At 71.5% G+C, this 24,660-nt stretch carries 25 protein-coding genes; 10 read left to right on the top strand and 15 right to left on the bottom strand.

The features are described from left to right. Window positions 1–25: 25 nt before the first annotated feature. The 4 genes from ACH4EB_RS14075 to mqnC form a co-directional block, all read right to left on the bottom strand. The gene (locus tag ACH4EB_RS14075) at window positions 26–724 is read right to left on the bottom strand and encodes a demethylmenaquinone methyltransferase (protein ID WP_398347714.1); all 699 of its coding nucleotides are present in this window, start codon (window positions 722–724) and stop codon (window positions 26–28) included. Between the two features lie 231 nt (window positions 725–955). Beyond that, entirely contained in the window at window positions 956–1,561 is a 606-nt protein-coding gene (locus tag ACH4EB_RS14070) for a Uma2 family endonuclease (protein ID WP_398347713.1), read from the bottom strand. 104 nt (window positions 1,562–1,665) lie between these two features. Further along, window positions 1,666–2,211, bottom strand: a complete 546-nt coding sequence (locus ACH4EB_RS14065; protein ID WP_398347712.1) for an imidazolonepropionase-like domain-containing protein — start codon at window positions 2,209–2,211, stop codon at window positions 1,666–1,668. 30 nt (window positions 2,212–2,241) lie between these two features. Next, window positions 2,242–3,441, bottom strand: coding sequence for a cyclic dehypoxanthinyl futalosine synthase (gene mqnC / locus ACH4EB_RS14060; RefSeq protein WP_398347711.1), 1,200 nt, complete (start codon window positions 3,439–3,441; stop codon window positions 2,242–2,244). Window positions 3,442–3,753: 312 nt separating this feature from the next. On the opposite strand from mqnC, the gene ACH4EB_RS14055 reads away from it, so the two are divergent. Beyond that, window positions 3,754–4,926: an alpha/beta hydrolase gene (locus tag ACH4EB_RS14055; RefSeq protein ID WP_398347710.1), complete on the top strand. Its 1,173-nt coding sequence runs from the start codon at window positions 3,754–3,756 to the stop codon at window positions 4,924–4,926. A gap of 290 nt (window positions 4,927–5,216) precedes the next feature. On the opposite strand, the gene ACH4EB_RS14050 is transcribed toward ACH4EB_RS14055, so the two are convergent. After that, window positions 5,217–6,116, bottom strand: a complete 900-nt coding sequence (locus tag ACH4EB_RS14050; protein ID WP_398347709.1) for a menaquinone biosynthetic enzyme MqnA/MqnD family protein — start codon at window positions 6,114–6,116, stop codon at window positions 5,217–5,219. Between the two features lie 249 nt (window positions 6,117–6,365). Here ACH4EB_RS14050 and ACH4EB_RS14045 point away from each other — a divergent pair, with 249 nt between their 5' ends. The 3 genes from ACH4EB_RS14045 to ACH4EB_RS14035 all read left to right on the top strand — a co-directional run bounded on the left by ACH4EB_RS14045 (window position 6,366) and on the right by ACH4EB_RS14035 (window position 9,295). Next, window positions 6,366–6,569 (top strand): cold-shock protein, encoded by a 204-nt coding sequence (locus ACH4EB_RS14045; RefSeq protein WP_003984261.1) that lies wholly within the window; start codon window positions 6,366–6,368, stop codon window positions 6,567–6,569. 195 nt (window positions 6,570–6,764) lie between these two features. Beyond that, window positions 6,765–7,985 carry an AraC family transcriptional regulator gene (locus ACH4EB_RS14040; RefSeq protein ID WP_398347708.1) on the top strand — a complete coding sequence of 407 codons (1,221 nt, stop codon included), beginning with the start codon at window positions 6,765–6,767 and terminating at the stop codon, window positions 7,983–7,985. Between the two features lie 83 nt (window positions 7,986–8,068). Then, complete coding sequence (locus ACH4EB_RS14035) at window positions 8,069–9,295, top strand: lipase family protein (protein WP_398347707.1); 1,227 nt, start codon at window positions 8,069–8,071, stop codon at window positions 9,293–9,295. Between the two features lie 121 nt (window positions 9,296–9,416). On the opposite strand, the gene ACH4EB_RS14030 is transcribed toward ACH4EB_RS14035, so the two are convergent. Beyond that, window positions 9,417–11,438 carry an AMP-dependent synthetase/ligase gene (locus ACH4EB_RS14030; protein ID WP_398347706.1) on the bottom strand — a complete coding sequence of 674 codons (2,022 nt, stop codon included), beginning with the start codon at window positions 11,436–11,438 and terminating at the stop codon, window positions 9,417–9,419. 299 nt (window positions 11,439–11,737) lie between these two features. Between ACH4EB_RS14030 and ACH4EB_RS14025 the strand changes: the two genes are divergently transcribed. Further along, window positions 11,738–12,637 carry a MaoC family dehydratase gene (locus tag ACH4EB_RS14025; protein ID WP_398347705.1) on the top strand — a complete coding sequence of 300 codons (900 nt, stop codon included), beginning with the start codon at window positions 11,738–11,740 and terminating at the stop codon, window positions 12,635–12,637. Between the two features lie 253 nt (window positions 12,638–12,890). Here ACH4EB_RS14025 and ACH4EB_RS14020 read toward each other — a convergent pair whose 3' ends face one another. Further along, the gene (locus ACH4EB_RS14020) at window positions 12,891–13,529 is read right to left on the bottom strand and encodes a TetR/AcrR family transcriptional regulator (RefSeq protein WP_398348107.1); all 639 of its coding nucleotides are present in this window, start codon (window positions 13,527–13,529) and stop codon (window positions 12,891–12,893) included. 165 nt (window positions 13,530–13,694) lie between these two features. Between ACH4EB_RS14020 and ACH4EB_RS14015 the strand changes: the two genes are divergently transcribed. Then, entirely contained in the window at window positions 13,695–14,582 is an 888-nt protein-coding gene (locus tag ACH4EB_RS14015; protein WP_398347703.1) for an alpha/beta fold hydrolase, read from the top strand. Between the two features lie 175 nt (window positions 14,583–14,757). On the opposite strand, the gene ACH4EB_RS14010 is transcribed toward ACH4EB_RS14015, so the two are convergent. From ACH4EB_RS14010 to ACH4EB_RS13990, 5 genes are all read right to left on the bottom strand, one after another. Next, window positions 14,758–16,113: a dicarboxylate/amino acid:cation symporter gene (locus ACH4EB_RS14010; RefSeq protein WP_398347701.1), complete on the bottom strand. Its 1,356-nt coding sequence runs from the start codon at window positions 16,111–16,113 to the stop codon at window positions 14,758–14,760. Window positions 16,114–16,520: 407 nt separating this feature from the next. Continuing rightward, entirely contained in the window at window positions 16,521–16,811 is a 291-nt protein-coding gene (locus ACH4EB_RS14005; protein WP_398347700.1) for a DUF4229 domain-containing protein, read from the bottom strand. 117 nt (window positions 16,812–16,928) lie between these two features. Continuing rightward, entirely contained in the window at window positions 16,929–17,456 is a 528-nt protein-coding gene (locus tag ACH4EB_RS14000) for a GNAT family N-acetyltransferase (protein WP_398347699.1), read from the bottom strand. Between the two features lie 43 nt (window positions 17,457–17,499). Next, complete coding sequence (mqnE, locus tag ACH4EB_RS13995; protein ID WP_398348106.1) at window positions 17,500–18,666, bottom strand: aminofutalosine synthase MqnE; 1,167 nt, start codon at window positions 18,664–18,666, stop codon at window positions 17,500–17,502. Window positions 18,667–18,814: 148 nt separating this feature from the next. After that, complete coding sequence (locus ACH4EB_RS13990; protein ID WP_398347697.1) at window positions 18,815–19,270, bottom strand: Lrp/AsnC family transcriptional regulator; 456 nt, start codon at window positions 19,268–19,270, stop codon at window positions 18,815–18,817. 130 nt (window positions 19,271–19,400) lie between these two features. Here ACH4EB_RS13990 and ACH4EB_RS13985 point away from each other — a divergent pair, with 130 nt between their 5' ends. Then, complete coding sequence (locus ACH4EB_RS13985) at window positions 19,401–19,538, top strand: hypothetical protein (RefSeq protein WP_398347696.1); 138 nt, start codon at window positions 19,401–19,403, stop codon at window positions 19,536–19,538. Here the strand turns inward: ACH4EB_RS13985 and ACH4EB_RS13980 are convergent. After that, on the bottom strand, window positions 19,535–20,206 hold the full coding sequence (locus ACH4EB_RS13980) for a UbiX family flavin prenyltransferase (RefSeq protein WP_398348105.1): 672 nt from the start codon (window positions 20,204–20,206) through the stop codon (window positions 19,535–19,537). The genes ACH4EB_RS13985 and ACH4EB_RS13980 overlap by 4 nt on opposite strands. Before the next feature lie 203 nt (window positions 20,207–20,409). Between ACH4EB_RS13980 and ACH4EB_RS13975 the strand changes: the two genes are divergently transcribed. Further along, complete coding sequence (locus tag ACH4EB_RS13975) at window positions 20,410–21,015, top strand: rhomboid family intramembrane serine protease (RefSeq protein WP_398347695.1); 606 nt, start codon at window positions 20,410–20,412, stop codon at window positions 21,013–21,015. A 161-nt stretch (window positions 21,016–21,176) separates the two neighbouring features. Here ACH4EB_RS13975 and mqnP read toward each other — a convergent pair whose 3' ends face one another. Beyond that, on the bottom strand, window positions 21,177–22,085 hold the full coding sequence (gene mqnP / locus ACH4EB_RS13970) for a menaquinone biosynthesis prenyltransferase MqnP (protein WP_398348104.1): 909 nt from the start codon (window positions 22,083–22,085) through the stop codon (window positions 21,177–21,179). Window positions 22,086–22,099: 14 nt separating this feature from the next. Continuing rightward, entirely contained in the window at window positions 22,100–23,557 is a 1,458-nt protein-coding gene (locus tag ACH4EB_RS13965) for a menaquinone biosynthesis decarboxylase (protein ID WP_398347694.1), read from the bottom strand. Between the two features lie 88 nt (window positions 23,558–23,645). Here ACH4EB_RS13965 and ACH4EB_RS13960 point away from each other — a divergent pair, with 88 nt between their 5' ends. Together ACH4EB_RS13960 and ACH4EB_RS13955 are read left to right on the top strand one after the other, a co-directional pair. Then, window positions 23,646–24,080: a PLD nuclease N-terminal domain-containing protein gene (locus ACH4EB_RS13960; RefSeq protein ID WP_398347693.1), complete on the top strand. Its 435-nt coding sequence runs from the start codon at window positions 23,646–23,648 to the stop codon at window positions 24,078–24,080. A 112-nt stretch (window positions 24,081–24,192) separates the two neighbouring features. Continuing rightward, window positions 24,193–24,621 carry a nucleoside deaminase gene (locus ACH4EB_RS13955; protein ID WP_398348103.1) on the top strand — a complete coding sequence of 143 codons (429 nt, stop codon included), beginning with the start codon at window positions 24,193–24,195 and terminating at the stop codon, window positions 24,619–24,621. Window positions 24,622–24,660: the final 39 nt, after the last annotated feature.

The raw sequence follows: 24,660 nt of genomic DNA, 5'->3' as shown, positions 1-24,660 counted from the left end.
GCGAGGCGGAGGCACCCCTCCGCCGTCACGCGCCCGGCTTCGTCCCCCGGTGCAGGGCGACCACGCCGCCCGTCAGGTTGCGCCAGGCCACCTTCGACCAGCCCGCCTGCTGGAGGCGTGCCGCCAGCGCCGGCTGGTTGGGCCAGGAGCGGATGGACTCGGCGAGGTACACATACGCGTCCGGGTTGCTGCTCACCGCGCGCGCGACCGGCGGCAGCGCCCGCATCAGGTACTCGGTGTAGACCGTACGGAACGGCCCCCACGTCGGCTCGCTGAACTCGCAGATGACGACCCGGCCGCCGGGCTTGGTGACCCGGTACAGCTCACCGAGGGCGGCGTCCGTGTCCTGCACGTTGCGCAGCCCGAAGGAGATGGTCACGGCGTCGAACACGTCGTCGGCGAAAGGCAGTTGCATCCCGTCACCGGCCACGAATGGCATCCACGGGCGGCGCTTCTTGCCCTCGCCCAGCATGCCGACGGAGAAGTCGCACGGGACGACGTAGGCGCCGGTGCGGGTGAAGGGCAGCGAGGAGGTGCCCGTACCGGCGGCGAGGTCGAGCACACGCTCGGCGGGGCGCGCCGCCACGGCCCGCTCCACCTCCTTGCGCCACAGCCGCGCCTGCCCGAGGGACAGCACGTCGTTGGTCAGGTCGTAGCGCGCCGCCACGTCGTCGAACATCGCGGCGACGTCCTGCGGCTGCTTGTCCAGGGAGGCTCGGGTCACCCGGCCATTGTTCCCTACGGCTCCGGAAGACTTTGGACGGGGACGGCCCGATGCCCCCCTCAGAACATCCGGGCGGTCCAGCGGTGCTGCGTCATGCGCTGAGCATCGTGAGCGGCCGAATCGACCGTCCCCGCGCAGAAGATCTTGCCGGGGGGAAGGGTCGGTTCCGGTTTCGTTGACGGTGTCCTGACGCAGGTCGCCTCGGCCTTCACGGATCGTTGACGCCCGGACTCACAGCTCCAGCAGACTCGCCAGGTCGACGCCGACGGGGAAGGGCCGGTCCGTCTCCAGTTTCTCGGTGTGGCGAGGGTGCTCGGGGGCGGGTACGTACTCGCCCACGTCGCGGCGCAGCCAGAACTCGTGCACCACCGGCCTGTCGTCCGCACCGTGCTCCACACGCCAGAAGTACGGGATGCCCGCCTCGGCGTACAGGAAGGGCTTGCCGCTCCGGTCCCGGGCCTGGGAGCCCGGCGACACCACTTCCACCGCGAGCTTCACGATGGTGGCCGGCGTGGCCGCCGACGAGGCGACATCGATCCCGCTCTTGTCGAAGACGACGATGTCGGGCTTGACGGAGTTGTAAGCATCGAGCACCGGACACCGCTCGGCATTGACGCCGTACAGGTCGGGTTTCACCTGCTTGATGCGGAAGAACAGCTCGTCCCGGATTTGGTCGTGCCACCATTCCGCCATCCCCCGGACCTCGATCACTCCGTCCACGAGTTCCCAGTCGAAGGGCAGCACCACGTCCTTGACCTGATCGAACGTCCACCGCCCACCGGGCGGGTTCGTCCAGGTCTCCGGAGTCGCCTTCTCCAGCCGCCGGTCAGTGCTCATCACTGCTTCCGTGGACACGAGTGTGGACGCGAGTGCGGATCACGGTCCTGAATACGACAGTACCGTCACACGAAGTGACGGGCGGGCTTCTCGGCCTCGACGCCTCAGCGTCCCCGGTACACCAGCCGGCCGCCCAGCACCGTGACCAGGCAGCGCCCGTCCTCCGCGAAGACCGCGAAGTCGGCGGGCGCCCCGGGAGCCAGAGCGCGCGGGCCGGACGGCTCGCGCAGGCCCGAGCGGGCGACCGCCGTGCGGACGGCGGGGCGGGTGAAGGGGCCGGAGAGTGACGTGGTGCCGATGGCCAGCAGGCGCTGGATGCCGCGGCGGGCACTGGCACCCCAGCGGGTGTCGGTCATGCCGAGGGCGGCGAGCGCGTCACCCGTGAGGGGGGCGGTGCCCAGGTCGCCGGCCTCGCGCGGATCGGGATGGTAGGCGGCTTCGAGCAGCGCCGTGCCGTCCGGTTCGTGGCGGCCGGGGGTCAGGGTGCCGTCCCAGTCGCGGACGCGGGCGCGGTCGCCGTAGCGCTCGGCCAGCTCCTCGTACGGGCCCGTCGCCTCGACGCGGTCGCCGGAGACGACGACCGCGTGCCCGGGTTCCGGGGCGCCGTCGGGGGCGCGGCGGACACCGTGCACGCGGTGGATCGTCAGCACGCGGGGCTCACACGCCGGCCCGGCCGGTCCTCAGTTGGCCTCGACGAGCTTCAGCTCGGGGTGTGCCGTGCCGCCCTCGATGGCCGTGGAGGAGATGTGCGAGGTGACGCGGGCGTCGACCGGGTCGTTCGCCGGGTCGTCGTGCACGACCAGGTGCTCGTACGTGGTGGCGCGCTGCGCCGGGACGCGGCCCGCCTTGCGGATCAGGTCGATGATCTCCTGACGGTTGGAGCGGTGCTTGGCGCCGGCGGAGGAGACCACGTTCTCCTCCAGCATGATCGAGCCGAGATCGTCCGCGCCGTAGTGCAGGGAGAGCTGGCCGATCTCCTTGCCGGTGGTCAGCCAGGAGCCCTGGATGTGGGCGACGTTGTCGAGGAAGATCCGGGCGATGGCGATCATGCGCAGGTACTCGAAGATCGTCGCCTGGGTGCGGCCCTTGAGGTGGTTGTTCTCGGGCTGGTAGGTGTACGGGATGAAGGCGCGGAAGCCGCCCGTACGGTCCTGGACGTCCCGGATCATGCGCAGGTGCTCGATGCGCTCGGCGTTGGTCTCGCCGGTGCCCATGAGCATCGTGGAGGTGGACTCGACACCCAGCTTGTGGGCGGTCTCCATGATCTCCAGCCAGCGCTCGCCGGACTCCTTCAGCGGCGCGATGGCCTTGCGCGGGCGCTCCGGCAGCAGCTCGGCGCCGGCCCCGGCGAAGGAGTCCAGGCCCGCCGCGTGGATGCGGCGGATGGCGTCCTCGACGGTGGTCTTGGAGATCCGGGCCATGTGCTCGACCTCGGAGGCGCCGAGGGAGTGGATGACCAGCTCCGGGAACGCCTTCTTGATGGCGGAGAAGTGCTCTTCGTAGTACTCGACGCCGTAGTCCGGGTGGTGCCCGCCCTGGAACATGATCTGGGTGCCGCCCAGCTCGACGGTCTCGGCGCAGCGGCGCAGGATGTCGTCGAGATCGCGGGACCAGCCCTTGGCGGTGTCCTTGGGCGCGGCGTAGAAGGCGCAGAACTTGCAGGCCGTCACGCACACGTTGGTGTAGTTGATGTTGCGCTCGATGATGTACGTCGCGATGTGCTCCGTACCGGCGTAACGGCGGCGGCGCACGGCGTCGGCCGCCGCGCCCAGCGCGTGCAGCGGCGCGGAGCGGTACAGGTCGAGTGCTTCCTCGGGGGTGATCCGCCCGCCCCCCGCGGCACGGTCGAGTACGGACTGGAGGTCGGCGTTCTCGGTCACCGGGCGTCCCTTCGGAGGCGGGCATAACGACCGAACCAGCGTACGCCAGCGGTACGACGGCCCTGGCGGGGGGCGAAGGTGAACGGCCCGGGAGACGGGCCGGCCGCCGGTCTTCCTCAGGGGCGCGCGGGGCCGGCCGCCCCCAGCGGCTCCGGGGCTTCGGCTCCCGCGCCGGCCCGGGGCCGTCCCGGGCTATGACCCAGGTCATGCCCGGTCCGGTGAACCCGTACAGCGGCTTTCGCCATCAAAGAGGTGGAACGCAAGCAACCGTCCGACTTGTCCTGCGGGGCAGCGCACCTTCCGGAGTCCGTCGTGCACCACCCTTCCGGCGAGCAGCCCCCGCACGGCCCCGGGGGCCGGTCCGCGTACGGGCCCGACGGCGGCCCCGCGCCCGGCGGCCCCGCCCGGGAGCACCGTGCCCGGCGCCGCCGTGCGGGCGGGCGCAAGCGGCTCTGGCTGCTCGGCGCGGTCGTCGCTGCGCTGGGCCTGGCCGCCGTCCCCGTGCTGAACGCCTTCGACGTCTTCTCCGACAACGGCGACCCGATGACCTTCGACCAGCCGCGCCCGGACGGCGGCGGCACGGACGGTTCGGCCGGCGCGGGCGGACCGTCCGGCACGTCCGATCCGCGGGTGCGGATGCCCACCGGCCCGCGGGCGCAGTTCACGACGGCGAACACGCTGGACGACGGCACCCGGATCGGCGTGACCACGCTGCACGGGAAGAAGTCCGGCTTCACGGGCAAGGTGTGGGTCTGGGCCCCCAAGGAGTACTACGAGGACACGTACGCCAAAAGCGCGTTCCCGGTGCTCATCGCCCTGCCCGGCGGCCCCGGCTACCCGGTCAACTACTGGATGGGAACCGACCTGAAGCTGCAAAGCAGCATCAGCGAGTGGTCGAAGTCGGGCAAGAGCAAGCCGTTCATCGTCGTCATGCCGGTCCTGAACGCGGACGACAAGCACTACTACGACGGCAGTGACATCCCCGGGCAGCCGAAGATGGGCACCTGGATGTCCGACGACGTCCCCGACCTGGTCAAGGCCAACTTCCGTACCTTCACCTCGCGGGACGGCTGGGCCTTCATGGGCTCCTCCTCGGGCGCCTACGTGGGCCTCAAGCAGGTGCTCCAGCACCCCGACCGGTTCAAGGCCGTGATCGCCAGCGGCCCGGACACCCGGCCGGACTCGCCGCTGTGGCGCGGCCACGAGAAGGAGCGGCGGGCCAACGACCCGGAGCAGTTGGCCAAGGACCTGATCGCCCGGCCCGGGGCCCCGGACGTGCACATCGCCTTCCAGATCGGCACCAAGGAGGGCGGCCGGGCCAAGCTGGAATCCTTCATGAAGAAATACGGCAAGGGACCGATCAAGACCCGCCTTCAAGTGATCCAAGGCGGCGGGCACAACGCCCGCGGATACGTCCGTGGCATGAATGACGGTTCCATGGAATGGATCAGCAAGGTGATGCCGGGCCCGACGCCCGCACCCTGACGCGTCGGCCGGGCATTTCGTACGCCTTCCTTACTCACTCCTGACGGCTTCCCGACGGCTTCCCGACGGCTTCCCGACGATTTTCCTAGGGATTCCATACGGTTTCCCTACGGCTGGCACAGGGGTTTCCCTGGGCTTCCGGACGCCCCCCGTACGACTTCCGCACAGCGCCGAATGCGGCACCCGTGCCTTTCGGGTGCTTCTCGTACAGCTCGCGTTCGGCTCGCGCACACCTTCCGTACGCGCGGAATTCGCCGCCGGAATCCGCCCGAATCCACCGGGACCGGGACCTAGCTGTGCGGGTTCTCCAGGAGGTCCACCCGCACGTCCGCCGGATAGCCGGTCGTTTCTCCGGTCCTGCGGGCGAATTCCGTCACCCCGCGCAACTGGTCCGGACCGAAGCGGAAGTCCAGTGTCGTGAAGTAGCGCTCCAGCACGCTTTCGTCGAAGCTCTCCCAGCGCGCGGCCTGCTCGGCCACCTTGCCGACCTCCTCCAGCGACAGGTCGCGGGAGGCCAGGAACGCCTCGTGCACCTTGCGTACGACGACAGGCTCGCGCGCCAGGTAGTCCCGCCGGGTCGCCCAGACGGCGAAGACGAACGGCAGCCCCGTCCAGTCCTTCCACATCTGTCCCAGGTCGTGCACCTGGAGGCCGAGCCGCGGCGCGTCGTGCAGGTTCGCGCGCAGCGCCGCGTCCCCGATCAGCACGGCGGCCTCCGCCTCCTGCATCATCACGCCGAGGTCGGGCGGGCAGGTGTAGTACTCAGGAGTGACGCCGATCTTCTCGGCCAGCAGCAGTTGGGCCAGCCGTACGGACGTACGAGAGGTCGAGCCGAGCGCGACCCGCGCCCCGTCCAGCTCCTCCAGGGGCTTCTGCGACACGATCACGCACGACATCACCGGGCCGTCGCAGCCGACCGCCAGGTCGGGGAAGGCGACCAGGTCGTCGGCGGCCCGCAGGAACTCCACGAGGGTGACCGGCGCGATGTCGAGATCGCCGCGCACCAGCCGTTCGCTGAGCTTTTCCGGGGTGTCCTTGGTGAGCTCCAGGTCGAGCAGCGTGCCCGTACGCGCGAGGCCCCAGTACAGGGGCATACAGTTCAGGAACTGGATGTGGCCCACCCGCGGCCGGCTGCGACGGTGCTCGGCCGCGGCTCCTGCGGATGCGTCTCCAACGGTTGAATTGTCCACATGTGGAGGCTAGACCCGGCGCGTGCCGGACGAGGCGGCGGGGCCGCCCGTGGCCGCCACATCGCACGGGTAAACGTGATCTTTGGCTCTTCCGCCCCACAAGCGCCCCGTGCTAGGCTCAGCGCAAGTTGCAGTTTGGTTTCCCTTGCAGTACAGAGCCTGCGGAGCATGTGACGCCGCAGGCTTTTGTAGTTTTCAGACTTCTCGCAGGTTCTGGAGCAGGGCAACCCTTTGGCCCAAGGAGGGCTTATGGCTACCGGAACCGTGAAGTGGTTCAACGCTGAAAAGGGCTTCGGCTTCATCGCCCAGGACGGCGGCGGCCCGGATGTCTTCGTTCACTACTCTGCGATCAACGCCTCTGGCTTCCGCTCCCTGGAAGAGAACCAGCAGGTGAACTTCGACGTCACGCAGGGCCCGAAGGGTCCGCAGGCGGAGAACGTCACGCCGGTCTGAGTTGCCCGGTCCGACCGATCGCGGTCGACTTAGCAGTACCCAAGGAGCCCCGCTCCTTCCTTTCGGGGAGGGAGACGGGGCTCCTGCCTTTGCGCGGCCGCCCGGCGAAATCAGAAGGCGGCCGCGCGGCCGTTCCGGTTTCCCCTCCGTCGGCCCTCCTGACCTCCGCGGCCCCCACGGCTACCGTGAAGGGTCATGACCGGGCCGACCATCGCGGTGCACCATGTGCGGGCCGTGCTCAGTGGTGCGCGGCGGGCGGGTGTGGACACCGTGCCGTTGTTGCAGGCGGCGCGGATTTCGCCGTTGCTGCTCGGGGACGAGCGGGCGCGGGTCGGCGCGGACCGGTTCGCCAGGCTGGTCAAGGAAGTGCAGCGGGCGACGGACGACGAATTCCTGGGGCTCGGGCCGCTGCCCAGCCGCCGGGGCACCTTCGCCATGATGGGCCTCGCCTGTCTGAGCTGCCCGGACCTCGGTACGGCGCTGGAGCGGGCCGTGCGGTTCTACGGGCTCTTCCCGGGCGGACCCGAGATGGCGGTGGACGGCTGGGCGGCCCCCGGCCCCGGCGCCGCCAGATCCCACGCTCCCGGCCCCGGCGCTTCCCCTCCCGGCGCCTCCGACCCCGGCGCCTCCGGTCCCGGCCCCGACATACCCGCCGCCTCCCTCTCCGCCGTCTCCGCTTCCGCCCCCTCCCCCACAACCGCCACCGCAACCGCCACCGCCGAGTTCTCGATCCGTACCGACCTGCGCCCCTACCCCGAGAGCACCTTCCTCGCCGAGGCCCTGGTGATCATTTGGCACCGGCTCTCCAGTTGGCTCGTCGGCCACCGCATCCCGCTGCGCCACACCTGCTTCACCCACCCAGCCCCCGCGCACGCCCCCGAGTACGCGCTGCTCTTCGGCTGCGACGTGCGCTTCGGGGCGCCGCGTACCGCGGCGGTCTTCGACGCCCGCTGGCTGGCGGCGCCGGTCGTCCGGGACGAGGCGGCGCTGACGGCGATGCTGCGGCGGGCGCCCGCCGACCTGCTGAGCCGCCGGGAGTACGGCACGACCGTCACCGAGCGGGTACGGCGCACGCTCGGGCTCGCGCTGCGCGCCGCGGGCCCGGCCCGCCTGCCGGAGGTGGCCGAGGTCGCGGCGCGGCTGGCGGTGAGCCCGGCGACGCTGCGCCGCCGGCTCCAGGAGGAGGGCACCTCGTACCAGCGGCTGAAGGACGCGGTGCGCCGGGACGCGGCGATCAGCTCGCTGACGGCGGGCCGGGAGCCGATCGCCGAGCTGGCGGCGCGGCTCGGCTTCTCCGAGGACACCGCCTTCCACCGCGCGTTCCGGCGGTGGACGGGGACCACGCCGGGCGCGTACCGGCTGCGTCCGACCGCTCCGGGCGTGCTGGCCGGCGCTCCGCCGGGTCAGCAAAGCTGAGCGTCCCGGTCAGCACCGTCCTTACCCGTGAGTCACTACGGTCACCCCAACTGAACCGTCCTCCGGACCGTTGGGAGAGCCGCATGGTGCAACCCGCCCCCCGTGCCCGCCGCGCGACCCGCGCGCTGCGCGCCACCGCCCTCACCGCCGCCACGGCACTCACCCTCTCGCTCGGCCTCACGAACGCCACGGCCACCCAGTCCTCGCCCCCGTACGCCGCGTCCGCCCGGGCGGACAGCGCGCGGCCGGGCGACATCGTGCGGGCCGCCCCCACGTCCTTCCACCCACTGCCGGGCCAGCCGACCCGCACCCGCGCCTGGCACATGGAATACCGCTCCACCACCGCCAAGGGCGCCCCGAACGTCGTCTCCGGCACCGTGATCGTCCCGGATGACGGCCGCACCGGACCGCGCCCGCTGGTCACGTACGCCGTCGGCACGGTCGGCCTCGCCGACACGTGCGCGCCCTCGGCCGGCTTCCCCAAGGGCACCACCGTCGAGGCCAACCTCATCCAGCAGCTCACCGCCCGCGGCTGGGCGGTGGCCGTGACCGACTACGAGGGCCTGGGCACGCCCGGCGACCACACCTACACCGTCGGCCGCGCCGAGGGGCAGGCCGTCCTGGATGCGGCGCGCGCCGCGCAGCGTCTGCCCGGCGCGGTCCAGGCGGGTGTCACGAAGGACTCCCCGGTCGGCATCATGGGCTACTCCCAGGGCGGCCAGGCGTCGAGCTGGGCGGCCGAGCTGCACGGTACGTACGCGCCCGAGCTGAAGGTGAAGGGCACCGCGACCGGCGGCGTCCCGGCCGACCTGCTCAAGGTCGCCGACTTCAACAACGGCAACATCGGCGCGGGCCTGATCCTGATGGCGGCCGTCGGCCAGGACGCCGCCTTCCCCGAGCTGGACCTGGCGAAGTACCTCAACGCCAAGGGCCGGCACTACGTCGACTTCATGAAGCGCAACTGCGTGGCGATCGACGCCATCGCCGGCGCCTTCAAGAAGATCTCCGACGTCACGGTCAGGAACCCGCTGTACGAGGCCGACTGGCAGCAGCGGCTGCGCGCCTCCGACCTCGGTACGCGCAAGCCGGACGCGCCGGTCTTCCTCTACCACGGCACGCTCGACGAGCTGATCCCGTACGGCGTCGGCAAGCAACTGCGCGCGGACTGGTGCGCCAAGGGCACCGAGGTGCGGTGGGCCACGATCCCGCTGGGTGAGCACGTCGTCGGCGCGATCGCGGGCGCCGTACCGGCCGCCAACTGGCTGGCGGACCGCTTCGCCGGGAAGCCGGCGCGCGCCAACTGCGGCTGATCCGACGGCGACAGGCTCACGGAGAGGAACCCCGTGCCACTTCCCCCACAGAGGTGACACGGGGTTCCGGTCTTCCCGTCCGGGCACACCCGAGGTTACCCGGTGGTCAGTTAACGGGGCATCAGGAGGGGGTGCCGGATCCGTACAACTCCTTGATCTCCCCGGCGAAGTCGCGCGCGATGGCGGCCCGCCGCAGTTTCAGGGACGGGGTGAGGTGCCCGGCCTCCTCCGTGAAGTCGACCGGCAGCACGGTGAATCGGCGTATCGATTCGGCGCGCGAGACGAGCTGGTTGGCGTCGTCCACGGCGGCCTGGATCTCGGCCACCAGCGCCTCGTCGTGGACCAGTTCCGCCATCGGGACCTGCTGCTTCTTCCGCATCTGCCGCCAGTGCGCCAGCCCGTCCGGCTCCAGCGTGACGAGCGCGGTGATGTACGGGCGGTCGTCGCCGACGACCATGCACTGGCCGACGAGGGGGTGGGCCCGCAGCCGGTCCTCCAGCGGGGCCGGGGCGACGTTCTTGCCGCCGGAGGTGACGATCAGCTCCTTCTTGCGGCCGGTGATGGTCAGGTAGCCGTCCGCGTCCAGGGCCCCGATGTCTCCGGTCGCCAGCCAGGCACCGTCACCGTCCGCGCCCCCGGAACCCACGCCGGTCCCGGTCCCAGGCCCGGGGCCGGTCCCGTCCGGACGTCCGCCGCCGGCCGCCTCGTCCACGTCCCCGGCCAGCGGGCCCCCGGCCGTGGCGTCCCAGTAGCCGGTGAAGACCTGCCCGCCGCGCAGCAGCACCTCCCCGTCCTCCGCTATCCGTACGGCGGTGCCGGGCAGCGGCCAGCCGACCGTGCCGATCCGGGGCCGGAGCGGCGGGGTCAGCGTGGCCGCCGCGGTGGTCTCGGTGAGCCCGTAGCCCTCGAAGATCTCGATGCCCGCGCCGGCGTAGAAGGCCGCGAGCCGGTGCCCGAGCGGGGAGCCGCCGCAGATCGCGTGGCGGACCTTGCCGCCGAGCGCGGCGCGGATACGGCGGTAGACCAGCGGGTCGTACATCCGCCGGGCCGCCTTCAGCGCCACGCCGGGACCGCTGCCCGTGCCGTGCTCCTTCGCCTCGACGGCCTCCCCGTAGCGCCGCGCGATCGCTGCGGCGCGGTCGAAGGAGGCGGCCCGGCCCATCTTCTCGGCCGTGGCGCGGCCGGTGTTGTAGACCTTCTCCAGGACGTAGGGGATCGCGAGCAGGAACGTGGGGCGAAAGGCGGCCAGGTCGGCGAGGAGGTCCTCGGTACGGATGCTGGGCGCGTGGCCGAGCCGTACCCGGGCGCGCAGGCAGCCGACCGCGACCATCCGGCCGAAGACGTGCGAGAGGGGCAGGAAGAGCAGCGTGGCGGCGGGCTCGCTGCTGACCGACCTGAAGACCGGGTGCAGCAGTTCGATCGCGTTGTCCACCTCGGTGAAGAAGTTGCCGTGGGTCAGGACGCAGCCCTTGGGGCGGCCGGTGGTGCCGGAGGTGTAGACGAGGGTGGCGATGTCGGCGGGGCCGGCGGCCGCCCGCCGCTCGGTCACCAGCGCGTCCGGCACCGGCCGCCCGGCCGACACGATCTGCGGCACGGCGCCGGTGTCCAACTGACACAGGTGGCGCAGCCCGGGCAGCCCGGACCGTACGCCGCTGACCAGCCGGGCCTCCTCGACGCCCTCCACGACACAGGCCACCGCCCCCGAGTCCCGCAGGATCCAGTGCGCCTGGTGGGCCGAGGACGTCGGGTAGACGGGCACGGTGACCAGTCCGGCCGCCCAGGCGGCGAAGTCGACCAGCGTCCACTCATACGTCGTACGGGACATGATGGCCAGCCGGTCGCCCGCCCGCAGGCCGTGGGCGATCAGTCCCTTGGCCACGGCGAGCACCTCGGCGGCGAACTCGGCGGCGCTCACGTCCCGCCACGCGCCCCCGGCCTCCCGCCCCGCCTGTTTGCGCGCCAGCACCACCTCGCCGGGCGCTTGCGCGGCGTTGTCGAAGGGGATGTCTCCCAGTGAACCGGTCCGCACCGGCGGGGCCAGCGGCGGTACGGACGCCTCCCGCACGACACCGCCCCGTACCCGTGTGCGGGGCTCCACCAGAGCGGGCGCCGGTGGCCCGCCTTGCCGTTGCTGACTGGACACGAGCGGCTCCTCGTCTCACGGTGGGCGCGGCGGCCCGCCCGCGGCGCGCCGGCCGGCGGGCACCAACGGGCCGAAGGAGCAGGCTCGTTGGGCGGCCGTGACCGGCGCGCGGACCGCAGGCTCGCGCTCTCGACCAACACCTGACCCGACAGTAACCTTACTTCGAAGTAAATTTATGCGAGGACCAGGAGTTGGCCAATGCCCGAACACCGTCTTCCTCCCACCGATTCGGCTCCGGGCCCCCGCCGCACCCCTCGCACGGACCACCCGCTGCCCGCGCCGCACCGGCCGGGCGCCTGATGGCGGCCGACGCGCCGGGCGGCGCGAGCCCCGGCCGGTCCCGCCCGCCGCGGCTGATGCCCGTACTGGCCAAGGGAGTTCTGACCGGACTCGGTAAGCACCCGCGGCCGGACGCCGCGGTGCCGCGCACCCGCCTGGTGCTGCCCGCCGTACGGATCGGGCTGGGCCGGGCCGCCACGTACGCCCGGGTCTGCGGGTACGAGGCCACCGAACCGCTGCCCGTCACCTATCCGCACATCCTCGGATTCCCGCTGGCCGCACGGCTGATGAGCGCGCGGGACTTCCCGCTGCCGATGCTCGGCCTGGTGCACACCGGCATCGAGATCACCCAGTACGCGCCGCTGCACCCGACCGACACGCTCGAACTGTCCGTGTTCGCGGGCCCGTTGCGGCCGCATCACCGCGGCACCGAGGCCGTGCTGACCACCGAGGCACGCCGCGCGGGCGCACTGGTGTGGCACGACCGGAGCACCTATCTGGCACGACACCGGACGGGCGCGGACGAGGGGGAGCGACGTGCCGGTTCCCCGTCACCCGCCCCCCGCGTGCTGCCCGTACGCGCCCGTTGGCGGCTGCCCGCCGACCTCGGCCGCCGCCATGCCGCCGTCTCCGGTGACTACAACCCGATCCACCTGCACGCCCTCACGGCCCGCCCGCTCGGCTTCCCGCGCGCCATCGCGCACGGCATGTGGACCTTCGCGCGCTGCGCCGCCGAAGCGGTGCTGCCGGGCACGCCCACGCTGCGCATCTCGGCGGAGTTCCGCGCGCCGGTGCTGCTGCCCGCCACCGTCTCGTACGGCTACGAGACCACGCGCACCGGCGGCACGTTCCAACTGCGTGGCGGCTCCGGGAGCCGGTCCCGCGTCCACCTGGAGGGGAGGGTGGAGACGGACGTGTGACGCGCACGGGCCGGACCGGGAAGCACCGGCCCGGACCAGGGAGACACGGCCCGTGACGGGAAGCGCCCGGCCCGCCTCGGGCCGACGGCGTGCCGCTCACACCCGCCTGGGGACCGGCGGGGGCTGTCGCACACGCCCGGGGCCGGCAGGCGCTGTCACACCCGCCCGGGGACCGGCGGGCGCCGACCACGCGCCCCGGTCCGCCCCGCCCCGGAGAGGGTTTGGGCTCACCCCCGGCCGCGCCCCGTCGCTCTCACCCGCCGGGCGACCACCGCTCCCCGTCCATCAGCCGGCCCAGCCCCGCCCAGGCGAAGTTCATCAGCGTCGCCGCCGTGTCCTTGGCCGACGGCCGTTCCCCGGGCGCCGTTCCGCTGCCCCGCCCGTTGGCCCAGTCGGCCAGTGATTCGGCGGCGCCCACCAGGGCGTGGGCCAGGCCGGACACCTCGCGCGCGGCCGGCTCCCGGTCGCAGCCGGCCTCCTGGGCCGCCGCGCCGATCATCGCCGTGACGAATTCGACGATCTCCGCCCGCAGCGCGGCGACCTCGACCGCGAACGGCTCGCCCTGCGTGCGGGCCTGCTGGTGCAGCACCGCCCAGCCGTCCGGATTCTCGGCCGTATGAGCGAAGAATCCTTTCAGCCCGCTCCACAACTGCCGGTCGGCGGGCGCGTCCGGCTCCACGGCGGCCCGCACGGCCTCCGCGAGGGCCGACGCCTCCCGCCGGATCACCGCGCTGAACAGCTCCTCCTTGGAGTTCAGGTACAGATAGACCAGCGGTTTCGACACCCCCGCGGCCTCGGCGATCTCGTCCATCGAGGCCGCCCGGTAACCACACCGCGCGAAGGTCAGCACGGCCGCGTCGAGCATCTGCTGCTCCCGTACCGCCCGCGGCATCCGCTTGCTCTTCACAGTTCCCACCCCAATTGCCTTCCCGTCCCACCCCTTTACCGCCAAGTAAGTTTACGTTTCCCCGCCCGGCCCGACGTCTCTTGACGTGCTCACCTACGTTACGAGACGATACGACTCGTCTCGTTAAAACCAGCGGAAGGAAGTCCCCCCATGCACCAGGCGCACCGGCGATTCATCGAAGCGGCCCCCGGCGTGCGCCTGTGGACCGAGCAGCGCGGCCCGGCCGACGCGACCCCGCTGCTGCTCGTCATGGGTGCGCAGGCGTCCGGCCTGGGCTGGCCGGAGCCGTTCGTGGACGCCCTCGCCGTCCACCACCGGGTCATCCGTTACGACCACCGCGACACGGGCCGCTCCACCTGGTCCTTCGACGAGCGGCCGTACCGCATCACGGACCTGGCGCAGGACATCGTCCGCGTCCTCGACGGCCTCGGCGTCCAGCGGGCGCACCTGGCCGGGCTGTCTCTCGGCGGAATGCTGACGCAGCTCGTCCTCGCCGATCACCCCGACCGGGTGCTGAGCGCCACCCTGATGGGCACCTCGGCGCTGAGCACCACCCCGTACACCCGCCCGGACGGCACCCTGGTCCCCGTCGCCGAACTGCCCGGCATCGCCCCGGGTGTGCTGGAGATGTGGTCCCGCCCCGTCGAGGACCACGGGCTGGAAGCCGAGCTCGACCGGCGCGTGGCGCACTGGCGGGTCCTGAGCGGCGGGCAGCTCCCGTTCGACGCCGGGTACTTCCGCGAGCTGGAGCGGGGGATCATCGAGCACGCCGGCCGGTACGACGTCTCCACCGCGCCCGCCCGCGCCGACAACTCCGGCATGCTGCGCACCGAGGCCCTGGCCGCCAACCAGGTGCCCACCCTCGTCATCAGCGCCCCGGCCGAACCGGTCTTCCCGCCGCCGCACCCGCACCACCTCGCCCAGGCCGTCCGGGGCGCGCGCCTGGTGGAGATCCCCGGCATGGGCCACGCCCTGCCCCCGGCGGTCCAGGGGCCGCTGGCGGAGGCGATCCTCGCGCATACGGCGAAAGCGGGCTGAGGGGACGGCTCGGGCGTACGGAGCCATCGCCGTCGTCCGGACGTACGGAGCCGTCACCGTCGCCCGGGTGTACGGAGCCGTCGCCCCGGACGCACGCGAAACGCCGGGCGGGCCGGGGTGTGTCCCCGGCCCGCCCGGCGTCACGGTGCCGCGATCCCGCGCTCGGCGTCCGCTCCTAGGCTCCGGCAGGCGCCGGCACCGACACCTTCTGCTCGGCGTCGGCGACCGCGCGGTCCTCCAGGTCCACGCCGGCGGCACGGGCGTACGCGTCGCGGTCCAGGATCTTCTCCTTGGCCGAGACCAGGATCGGCACGACGACCTGGCCGGCGACGTTCGTGGCCGTCCGCATCATGTCCAGGATCGGGTCGATGGCCATCAGCAGGCCGACGCCCTCCAGGGGGAGGCCGAGGGTGGACAGGGTCAGGGTCAGCATGACGGTGGCGCCCGTCAGACCGGCGGTGGCCGCCGAGCCGATGACCGAGACGAAGGCGATCAGGGCGTAGTCACCGATGCCCAGGTCCACGTTGAAGATCTGCGCGATGAAGATCGCGGCGAGGGCCGGGTAGATCGAGGCGCAGCCGTCCATCTTGGTCGTCGAGCCGAAGGGCACCGCGAAGGACGCGTACTCCTTCGGGACGCCCAGGCGCTCGGTGACCTTCTGGGTCAGCGGCATGGTGCCGACCGAGGAGCGGGAGACGAACGCCAACTGGATGGCGGGCCAGGCGCCCTTGAAGAACTGCAGCGGGTTGGCCTTGGCGAAGACCGACAGCAGCAGCGGGTAGACGCCGAACAGGACGATCGCGCAGCCGACGTAGATGTCGACGGTGAAGGTCGCGTACTTGCTGATCAGATCCCAGCCGTAGTCGGCGATGGCGTAGCCGATCAGGCCGAGCGAGCCGATCGGGGCCAGCCGGATGACCCACCACAGGGCCTTCTGGAGCAGCTCCAGCGCGGAGCGGCTCAGGCGCAGCACCGGTTCGGCGCGGTCGCCCAGCTTCAGGGCCGCGATGCCGGCCACCGTCGCCATGAAGACGATCTGCATGACCTTCAGCTCGGTGAACGGCGTGATGACGTCCTTGGGGACGATGCCGGTCAGGAAGTCGATCCAGGAGCCGGCGTGCTCGGGGAGCTTGCCGTCCTTGGGGGTCAGGCCGGTGCCCGCGCCGGGGTTGCTGATCAGGCCGATCGCCATGCCGATGGCGACCGCGATCAGCGAGGTGACCATGAACCACAGCAGGGTGCGGGTGGCCAGCCGGGCGGCGTTGTTGACCTGCCGCAGGTTGGTGATCGAGACCAGGATGGCGAAGAAGACCAGCGGCGCCACGGCCAGCTTGAGGAGCTGGACGAAGAGGCTGCCGATGGTGTCGAGGGTGGTCTTCAGCCAGGAGACGTCACCGCTCTTGGCGATCCAGCCGAGCAGCACGCCGAGGACGAGGCCGAGCAGGATCTGCGCCCAGAACGGGACCTTGGGTATACGGCGGGAGGATCTGGCGGTCTCGGACCGCGGGGTCTCGGAAGACGTGGTGGACAACGGACACACTCCGGGGACGGACAGACGTCGGGAAGGAAACGGCGGGCAGCGCCAGGAGACAGGAGGTCCGTATCGATCCGTACGGGATCTCCGGCCGCCGCGGGGAAAGGGTCAGCGGCGGCGACAGGCCGCGGACATGCAGCGGCAAAGATCGACGTGCAGGCGCGCCACGAGCGGGACGCCCGTGGGGAGGTGGTGCGCTGCTGCTGTCTTCATGTCGAACACGTTAACACTTGAACTTTGGGGACCCCAAAGAATTTCTTTGGGTACGAGGGGCGGGCGGCGTCCGGGGGGCCTCACGGAACGCACGAGGCCCCGCCGTGGAGGGGTGAACTCCACGGCGGGGCGTACGTCGGCTGTGAGGCGCCTTACGGCACCGGCGGTCCGGGGGCCGGCCGCACCCGGGGCTACAGGAGGCCGTCCTCCTGGCGGGCGTTGGCCGCGATGCGGGCCTTCTGCCGGTCCACCTTCGCCACGATCTGCTCGGACATCGCGTCCCGCTGCCTGCGCAGCAGCACGAAGCTCAGCGGCGCGGAGATCACGATCGCGAGCAGCAGCAGCCACACGGCGTTGGAGCTGCCCACGGCGAGCGGGATGATGTGGAAGTACGCCAGTACCCAGACCAGCGCGAAGCACCCGACGAAGATCCCCAGACGCAGGGCGGTGTAGCGGAGCGTGGCGAACTTCTGGCTACTCACGGGCGGACCTTCTTCACGACGACAACCGAAAGGGTCTGCGTCCAGTCAAGCACAGCCCGATTCGTGATCTTCCGGGCCCCTGCCCCGAAAGCGGAATGCGGCGCGCGGGGCCCCCGGCTAGCGCAGCTCCCGCCACATCGTGATGTCGTCCCGGTAGTCGTCGTCGGCCAGCTTGATCGCCGACGGCACCCGGCCGACCTCCTTGTAGCCGCACGAGGCATAGAACCGCTCGACGCCGATGCCGCCGCGGCAGGTGAGCCGGATGCCCTCGATGCCGTCGGTCTCACGGGCGGCGTCGTCGACGGCCGCCATCAGTTCGCGGCCCGCGCCCCGCCCCTGGAGGGAGGGGTGCACCATCACGGTGTAGACCCACAGCCAGTGCTTCATCAGGCGGTGCTGGTTGAGGTGGAGGAACGCGGTGGCGAGCACCCGGCCGTCACGCGCGTCGCGGCCCGCGATCAGCCGGGCGCGCCCCTCCGTCATCGCCACCAGGTGGGCGAGCAGGTCGGGGCGTACGTCCTCGGCCGTCACCGGCGGGACGAAACCGACGGCACCGCCCGCGTTGGACACCTCGGCCCACAGCGTTCGGATGCCGTCGGTCAGCCCGGGAGTGACGGCGGGGTCCAGGTCGAAGCGGAGATCCATGGTGCGGACCCTAATCGCCCCGGGTGACACCCCGCCTCGAAGATCACACCCGCATCGGCTGCGGCGCCTCGCGGCGCTCCGCGTCCGGGCCCGGGTACTCCCGGATGGTCTCGTAGCGGGTGTTGCGCTCGACCGGCCGGAAGCCCGCGTCGCGGATCAGTTCCAGCAGGTCGTCGCGGGTGAGCTTGTTCGGCGTGCCGTAGTTGTCCGCGTCGTGCGTGATCTTGTACTCGACGACCGAGCCGTCCATGTCGTCGGCGCCGTGCTGGAGCGCGAGCTGCGCGGTCTGCACGCCGTGCATGACCCAGAAGACCTTCACGTGCGGAACGTTGTCGAACAGCAGCCGGGAGACGGCGAAGGTCTTCAGCGCCTCGGCACCGGTCGCCATCGTGGTGCGCGCCTGGAGCTTGTTGCGGACCTTGCCGTCCTTCATGTCCACGAAGTCGTGCTGGTAGCGCAGCGGGATGAAGACCTGGAAGCCGTTGGTCTCGTCCTGCAGCTCCCGCAGGCGCAGGACGTGGTCGACGCGGTGCCGGGGCTCCTCGATGTGCCCGTACAGCATCGTCGCCGGGGTCTTGAGGCCCTTCTCGTGCGCCAGGCGGTGGATGCGCGACCAGTCCTCCCAGTGGGTGTCGTGGTCGACGATGTGCTGACGCACCTCCCAGTCGAAGATCTCGGCGCCGCCGCCGGTCAGCGACTCCAGGCCGGCGTCGATCAGCTCGTCGAGGATCTCGGAGGCGGGCAGCCCGGAGATCTTCTCGAAGTGGTGGATCTCGGTGGCGGTGAACGCCTTGAGGGAGACCGTGTCGGGCAGCGCCTCCTTGAGGGCGCTGAGCGAGCGCGGGTAGTAGCGCCACGGCAGGGTCGGGTGCAGGCCGTTGACGATGTGCAGCTCGGTGAGGTTCTCGCCCTCCATCGCCTTGGCGAGGCGGACGGCCTCCTCGATGCGCATCGTGTACGCGTCCTTCTCGCCGGGCTTGCGCTGGAAGGAGCAGTACGCGCACGAGGCGGTGCACACGTTGGTCATGTTGAGGTGGCGGTTGACGTTGAAGTGCACCACGTCGCCGTTCTTGCGCGTGCGCACCTCGTGGGCGAGCCCGCCCAGCCACGCCAGGTCGTCGCACGCGTAGAGGGCGATGCCGTCCTCGCGGGTCAGCCGCTCCCCGGACCGGACCTTGTCCTCCAGCTCGCGCTTGAGACCCACATCCATGGATGCAGTCATCCGGCCGCCTCCCATATCTCTGCCAAAATCGGGCTTCACCGAGCGTACTCCCCCGTTTTCCGGCCCCGCCGGGCCCCCATGCCTGTACGGCCGGGAGCCCGCCGTACAGGCGCGGAAAGTGGCGTCGCGGGGCGCCCTACGCCTCCTCGGGCAGCTCGCCGACGCGGTTCTCCCACTTGGTGGAGAGCACGATGGTGGTGCGCGTACGGGAGACGCCCTTGGTGCCGGAGAGCCGGCGGATGGTGCGCTCCAGCCCGTCCACGTCGCTGACCCGGACCTTGAGCATGTACGAGTCGTCGCCCGCGATGAACCAGGCGTCCTCGATCTCCGCGAGGTCGCGCAGCCGCATGGCCACGTCCTCGTGGTCGGCCGCGTCCGACAGGGAGATGCCGACCAGGGCGGTGACGCCCAGGCCCAGGGAGGCCGCGTCGACGGTCGCGCGGTAGCCGGTGATCACGCCGGCCGCCTCCAGGCGGTTGATCCGGTCGGTGACGCTGGGCCCGGACAGGCCCACGAGCCGGCCCAGCTCCGCGTACGAGGCCCTGCCGTTCTCCCGCAGTGCCTGGATGAGCTGCCTATCTACGGCATCCATACGCCCCTGACCTTCCATTCGCTCTGCAATCCCGGCTTTTCCATGTAGAATCTAAGGCATACAGGGGATGCGACCCTGTAAACCGTCAATCTCAGTTGATCAAAGACGATCTTTCACAGGAGAAGTCACCGTGTACTCGATCGAGATGGCCTACGCCCGCATGCGCGAGCTGCAGGACCTGGCCAATCGTTCACGTGCTCACCGTCCCGCCACCACCCAGGGCAAGCGCCTCTTCGGCCGCAACGGCTCCACCGCCAAGAAGCGCTAGTTCTCCTCCTTGGAGCCCGATCCGAGCTCCCCTACCCAGCGCCGGTAGAGCCGGTGCGGCACGCCCGCCGCATCCAGCACCCGGCCCGCGACGAAGTCCACCAGATCCTGGATGTGCGTCGCTCCCGCGTAGAACGCCGGCGAGGCGGGCAGCACGACCGCGCCCGCCTCGTCCAGCGTCACCAGATGCTTGAGGGTCTGCCCGTTCAGCGGGGTCTCCCGCACCGCGACCACCAGCCTCCTGCGCTCCTTGAGCGTCACGCTCGCCACCCGCTGGAGCAGGTCCTTCGACAGGCCCAGCGCCACCCCCGCCACACACGCCGTGCTCGCCGGCACGATCAGCATCCCCTTGACCGGGTACGAGCCGGACGACGGCCCCGCGGCGAGATCACCGGCCGGCCAGTACCGCACCAGGTCCAGGTCCGCGTCCGTGACGGCGAAGGTCGTCGGCTTGCCGTCCGCGCCCCGGGCCAGCCACTCCCGCAGGTCCGCGCGCCAGTGCGCGTCCCGGAAGGAGATGCCCGTCTCGTCCAGCAGTGTCAGCCGCGAGGCCCGGCTGACGACCAGATCCACCGCCTCGCCCGCCGCGAGCAGGGCACGCACCACGGACGCCGCGTACGGGGTGCCGGACGCGCCGGAGACACCCACCACCCAAGGGCGGCGGGGCACGTCGGCGGACCCGGCGGCCGGCCGGGCGGAGTGCCCGCCGGGCCTTGTGACACCGGGCTGACTGGGGTTGTTGTCCTGCGGTTCCACGGGATCGAGCCTATCCGGCGGAACCACCGGGCCCGTCACGGCCGTTTGTTCCAGTGAAGCCGGTGCAGCCGACGGATCCGGTGGACCCGGTGCACGGGGAAAGGAAGGTGCCGCGGATGACGACGCGAGCGTTGGAGCGGGCCAGGCCCGCCGCCGCACTGACACTGGGCTGGGTCGCGCTGCTGTGGGCCCTGGAGATCGCCGACGCCGTGTCCGGCAACGGGCTCGACACCTTCGGCGTGCGGCCGCGCGAGATGAGCGAGCTGGCCGACGTGCTGCCCGCCGCCTTCATCCACTTCGGCTTCGACCACCTGGCCGCCAACACCCTGCCGCTGCTGCTCCTCGGCTTCCTCGCCGCGCTCCGCAGCGGGCTGCGCCGCTTCGCCGGGGTGACCCTGCTCATCGCGCTCACCAGCGGCCTGGGCGTCTGGCTGACCGCCCCCGCCGGCAGCAACACGGCCGGCGTCTCGGGCGTCGTCTTCGGCCTCTTCGGCTACCTCCTGATCCGCGGCTTCATCGACCGCAAGCCGCTGGACATCGGCCTCGGCCTGCTGGTCGCCGCGGTGTACGGCTCGATCCTGTGGGGCGCGCTGCCCACCGACAGCGGCATCAGTTGGCAGAGCCACCTCTTCGGGCTGGCCGGCGGTGTGCTCGCGGCCTGCGTCTTCCGGCAGCGCCCGGCCGCGCGGATACCCGGCGGCGTGGCCCGGCCGGTCCCGTAGGCCCGCCGGACCGGAGGGCAGGGCACCGGCCCCGGCCGGGCCCGTCCCCGGCGGTACCCCTGTGGTCGTGCCCGGGAGTTCCTCGTCCGGCCGGTGGCCGGGCCGTTGCCGTACGGGCCGAAAAGCGCTCCGGGAGCGGCCGCCCCGCAACGCCCCCGCGCTCAGAGCGTCAGGCCGCGGACGAACAGGTCGAGCAGCGCGCAGACGAACAGCGCTATTCCGATGAAGCCGTTGACCTGGAAGAAGGCCCGGTTGAGCCGGGAGAGGTCGTGCGGCCGCACGATGGTGTGCTCGTAGAGGAACGCACCGACGACGATCACCAGACCGAGCCAGAAGAACACCCCGGCGTGGGTGGCGAGCGCGTACCAGACCAGCAGCGCCGTGGTGACGGCGTGGCAGGCGCGGGCGCCGTGCAGCGCCCCCGGGATGCCGAAGCGGGCCGGTACGGACTTCACGCCGTGCGCCCGGTCCGCCTGCACGTCCTGGCAGGCGAAGATCAGATCGAAGCCGCCGATCCAGACACCGACGGCGACCCCGAGGATCACCGCGTCCCAGGACCACGACCCCGTGACGGCTATCCACGCGCCGACCGGGCCCATCGCCTGGGCGAGGCCCAGGATCGCGTGCGGGAAGTTCGTGAACCGCTTCCCGTACGGATAGACCACCATCGGGATCACGGCGATCGGCGCCAGCGCCAGGCACAGCGGGTTGAGCAGCGCGGCGGCGCCCAGGAAGCACACCACGGCGATCAGCGCGCCGGTCCATGCGGACCGAACGCTCACCGCGCCGGTGACCAGTTCGCGGCCCGCGGTGCGCGGGTTACGGGCGTCGATCTCCCGGTCGATGATGCGGTTGGCGGCCATCGCGAACGTCCGCAGACCCACCATGGCGACGGTGACCAGCAGCAGCTCGACCCAGTGCACGGACCGGTCCGTGCCGTGCATCGCGGTCAGCGCGGCGATGTAGGCGAAGGGCAGCGCGAAGACCGAGTGCTCGATCATCACCAGCCGCAGGAAGGCCGCTACCCCCCCGCGCGGGCGGGCAAGCGCCTCCGCGCCGCCCTCGCCCATGACGGCTTCCCCGCTCACAGCCCGTACTCCTTCCAGCGCTTCGTCACCCGATCGGCCGTCGCCGGGTCCGACTCGACCATCTCCGGCCAGCCGCCGTCCCGGGTGTAGCCCTCCTCGGGCAGCTTGCGGGTCGCGTCGATGCCCGCCTTGCCGCCCCAGAACTGCTGGTAGGAGGCATGGTCGAGGTGGTCGACCGGCCCTTCGACGACGGTCAGGTCCCGCGCGTAGTCCGTGTTGCCCAGGGCCCGCCAGGACACCTCGTGCAGGTTGTGCACGTCGCAGTCGGCGTCGACCACGATGATCAGCTTGGTCAGCGACATCATGTGCGCGCCCCAGATGGCGTGCATGACCTTCTGGGCGTGCTTGGGGTACTTCTTGTCGATCGAGACGATCGCGCAGTTGTGGAAGCCGCCCGACTCGGGCAGGTGGTAGTCCACGATGTCCGGCACGATGATCTTCAGCAGCGGCAGGAAGAACCGTTCCGTGGCGCGGCCCAGCGGCCCGTCCTCCGTCGGCGGCCGGCCGACCACGATCGACTGGAGCAGCGGTCGCCTGCGCATCGTGACGCAGTCGATGGTCAGCGCGGGGAACGGTTCCTGCGGCGTGTAGAAGCCGGTGTGGTCGCCGAACGGGCCCTCCGGCAGCATCTCGCCCGGCTCCAGCCAGCCCTCCAGCACGACCTCGGCATTGGCCGGGACCTGGAGCGGGACCGTCTTGCAGTCCACCATCTCGATCCGCTTGCCCTGGACGAACCCGGCGAACAGGTACTCGTCGATGTCACCGGGCAGCGGCGCGGTCGAGGCGTACGTCACGGCCGGCGGGCAGCCGAAGGCGATGGCGACCGGCAGCTTCTCACCGCGCTTGGCGGCCACCTGGTAGTGGTTGCGGCTGTCCTTGTGGATCTGCCAGTGCATGCCGATGGTGCGCTTGTCGTGGCGCTGGAGGCGGTACAGGCCCAGGTTCCGTACGCCCGTCTCCGGGTGCTTGGTGTGGGTCAGGCCCAGGTTGAAGAACGACCCGCCGTCCTGCGGCCAGGTGAACAGCGCGGGGAGCCGGTCCAGGTCGACCTCGTCGCCCCGGAGCACGACCTCCTGGACCTGGGCGCCGTCGCCCTTGATCTTTTTCGGCGGTACGTGCGTCATGTTCGCGAGCTTGCCGAACGCCTCGCGCACACCGACGAAGCCCTGCGGCAGCTCCGGCCTGAGCAGCCCGCCGATCTTGTCGCTGATGTCGTCGTACGACGTCAGGCCGAGCGCCTTGAGCAGCCGGCGGTCGGTGCCGTACACGTTCATCGCCAGCGGCATCGACGAGCCCTTGACGTTCTCGAAGAGCAGCGCGGGCCCGCCGGACTTCTGCACCCGGTCCACGATCTCGCCGACTTCCAGGTGCGGGTCGACCTCGGCCTTGATCCGCTTGAGGTCGCCCTCCCGGTCGAGCGCACGCAGGAACGAGCGAAGGTCGTCATAAGCCATGCGTTCCAGTATCCGGTACGCACTACCCTGGACAGGTCACCGGGCCCCGCCGAGGCCCGCCCGTCAGCTCAGGGGGGCTGCTTCCGCAATGCTCAGGTATCTGCCGTTCCTTCTGATCCTGGCGCTGTGGATCTACGCGTTCATCGACTGCCTGAACACGCCGGAGAAGCAGGTACGCGGCCTGCCGAAGATCGCCTGGGTCTTCATCATCCTGCTGTTCGGCGAGGTGCTGATCGGGCCGGTCGCCTGGCTGGTCGCCGGCCGGCCCCGCCGCGAGCACGCCGGCGGCGGCGCGCCGTGGCCCCGCGGCGCGCGCGGCACGGACCGCACGTGGGTCGCGCCGGACGACAACCCCGACTTCCTGCGCTCGCTCAAGGACGAGGGCAAGAAGAAGGAGAGCAAGAACGACGAGGCCCTCCTGAAGGACTGGGAGGCCGACCTGCGCCGCCGCGAGGAAGAGCTGCGCCGCAAGGAAAACGGTTCGGCGGACGGCGAGGGCGGCACGCCGCCGCCGAAGGGCTGACGCCCGGCCGCGTACGGCTCCCGGGGCCGCGCCGCACCGATCCCCGTCCCGCGCGTTGCCCGGCCGCCCCGGAGCGAGGAGAGTGGCCGTCGTGAAGGACCGGGAGCGGGAGATGCTGGCGACGGCGGTCGCCGAGGCACGGGCCGGGCTGGCGGAGGGCGGCATCCCCATCGGCGCCGCGCTGTACGGCCCCGACGGCACCGTCCTCGGGCGGGGCCGCAACCGGCGCGTCCAGGACGGCGACCCGTCCGCGCACGCGGAGACCACCGCTTTCCGGGCCGCCGGCCGGCAGCGCGGCTACCGCGGCACGACGATGGTCACCACCCTCTCCCCGTGCTGGTTCTGCAGCGGCCTGATCCGCCAGTTCGGCATTTCGCGCGTTTTGATCGGCGAGACCCGCACCTTCCACGGCGGGCACGACTGGCTGGCGCAGAGCGGCGTACGCATCGTGCTGCTCGACGACGCGGAGTGCCGCGCCCTGATGCGCGAGTTCGTCACGGCCCGGCCCGAGGTGTGGAACGAGGACATCGGCCATGACTGAGCGCCCGGGCGCCACGGCGCCGGCACGCCCGTGACGGCC

This window comes from Streptomyces sp. NPDC018045 (genome assembly GCF_044327445.1).
Lineage (GTDB): Bacteria > Actinomycetota > Actinomycetes > Streptomycetales > Streptomycetaceae > Streptomyces.
Note: the sequence above shows the minus strand (reverse complement) of the source record. Positions and strands in the feature narration are given on the sequence as shown.

Excerpts from the sequence above, each read along its gene's own strand:
- ACH4EB_RS14070 (WP_398347713.1), bottom strand. The coding sequence starts at position 1,561 with ATGAGCACTGACCGGCGGCTGGAGAAGGCGACTCCGGAGACCTGGACG.
- ACH4EB_RS14045 (WP_003984261.1), top strand. The coding sequence starts at position 6,366 with ATGGCTACCGGAACCGTGAAGTGGTTCAACGCTGAAAAGGGCTTCGGC.
- ACH4EB_RS14040 (WP_398347708.1), top strand. The coding sequence starts at position 6,765 with ATGACCGGGCCGACCATCGCGGTGCACCATGTGCGGGCCGTGCTCAGT.
- ACH4EB_RS14035 (WP_398347707.1), top strand. The coding sequence starts at position 8,069 with ATGGTGCAACCCGCCCCCCGTGCCCGCCGCGCGACCCGCGCGCTGCGC.
- ACH4EB_RS14025 (WP_398347705.1), top strand. The coding sequence starts at position 11,738 with ATGGCGGCCGACGCGCCGGGCGGCGCGAGCCCCGGCCGGTCCCGCCCG.
- ACH4EB_RS14020 (WP_398348107.1), bottom strand. The coding sequence starts at position 13,529 with ATGCCGCGGGCGGTACGGGAGCAGCAGATGCTCGACGCGGCCGTGCTG.
- ACH4EB_RS14015 (WP_398347703.1), top strand. The coding sequence starts at position 13,695 with ATGCACCAGGCGCACCGGCGATTCATCGAAGCGGCCCCCGGCGTGCGC.
- ACH4EB_RS14000 (WP_398347699.1), bottom strand. The coding sequence starts at position 17,456 with ATGGATCTCCGCTTCGACCTGGACCCCGCCGTCACTCCCGGGCTGACC.
- mqnE (WP_398348106.1), bottom strand. The coding sequence starts at position 18,666 with ATGGATGTGGGTCTCAAGCGCGAGCTGGAGGACAAGGTCCGGTCCGGG.
- ACH4EB_RS13990 (WP_398347697.1), bottom strand. The coding sequence starts at position 19,270 with ATGGATGCCGTAGATAGGCAGCTCATCCAGGCACTGCGGGAGAACGGC.
- ACH4EB_RS13975 (WP_398347695.1), top strand. The coding sequence starts at position 20,410 with ATGACGACGCGAGCGTTGGAGCGGGCCAGGCCCGCCGCCGCACTGACA.
- mqnP (WP_398348104.1), bottom strand. The coding sequence starts at position 22,085 with ATGGGCGAGGGCGGCGCGGAGGCGCTTGCCCGCCCGCGCGGGGGGGTA.
- ACH4EB_RS13965 (WP_398347694.1), bottom strand. The coding sequence starts at position 23,557 with ATGGCTTATGACGACCTTCGCTCGTTCCTGCGTGCGCTCGACCGGGAG.
- ACH4EB_RS13960 (WP_398347693.1), top strand. The coding sequence starts at position 23,646 with ATGCTCAGGTATCTGCCGTTCCTTCTGATCCTGGCGCTGTGGATCTAC.
- ACH4EB_RS13955 (WP_398348103.1), top strand. The coding sequence starts at position 24,193 with ATGCTGGCGACGGCGGTCGCCGAGGCACGGGCCGGGCTGGCGGAGGGC.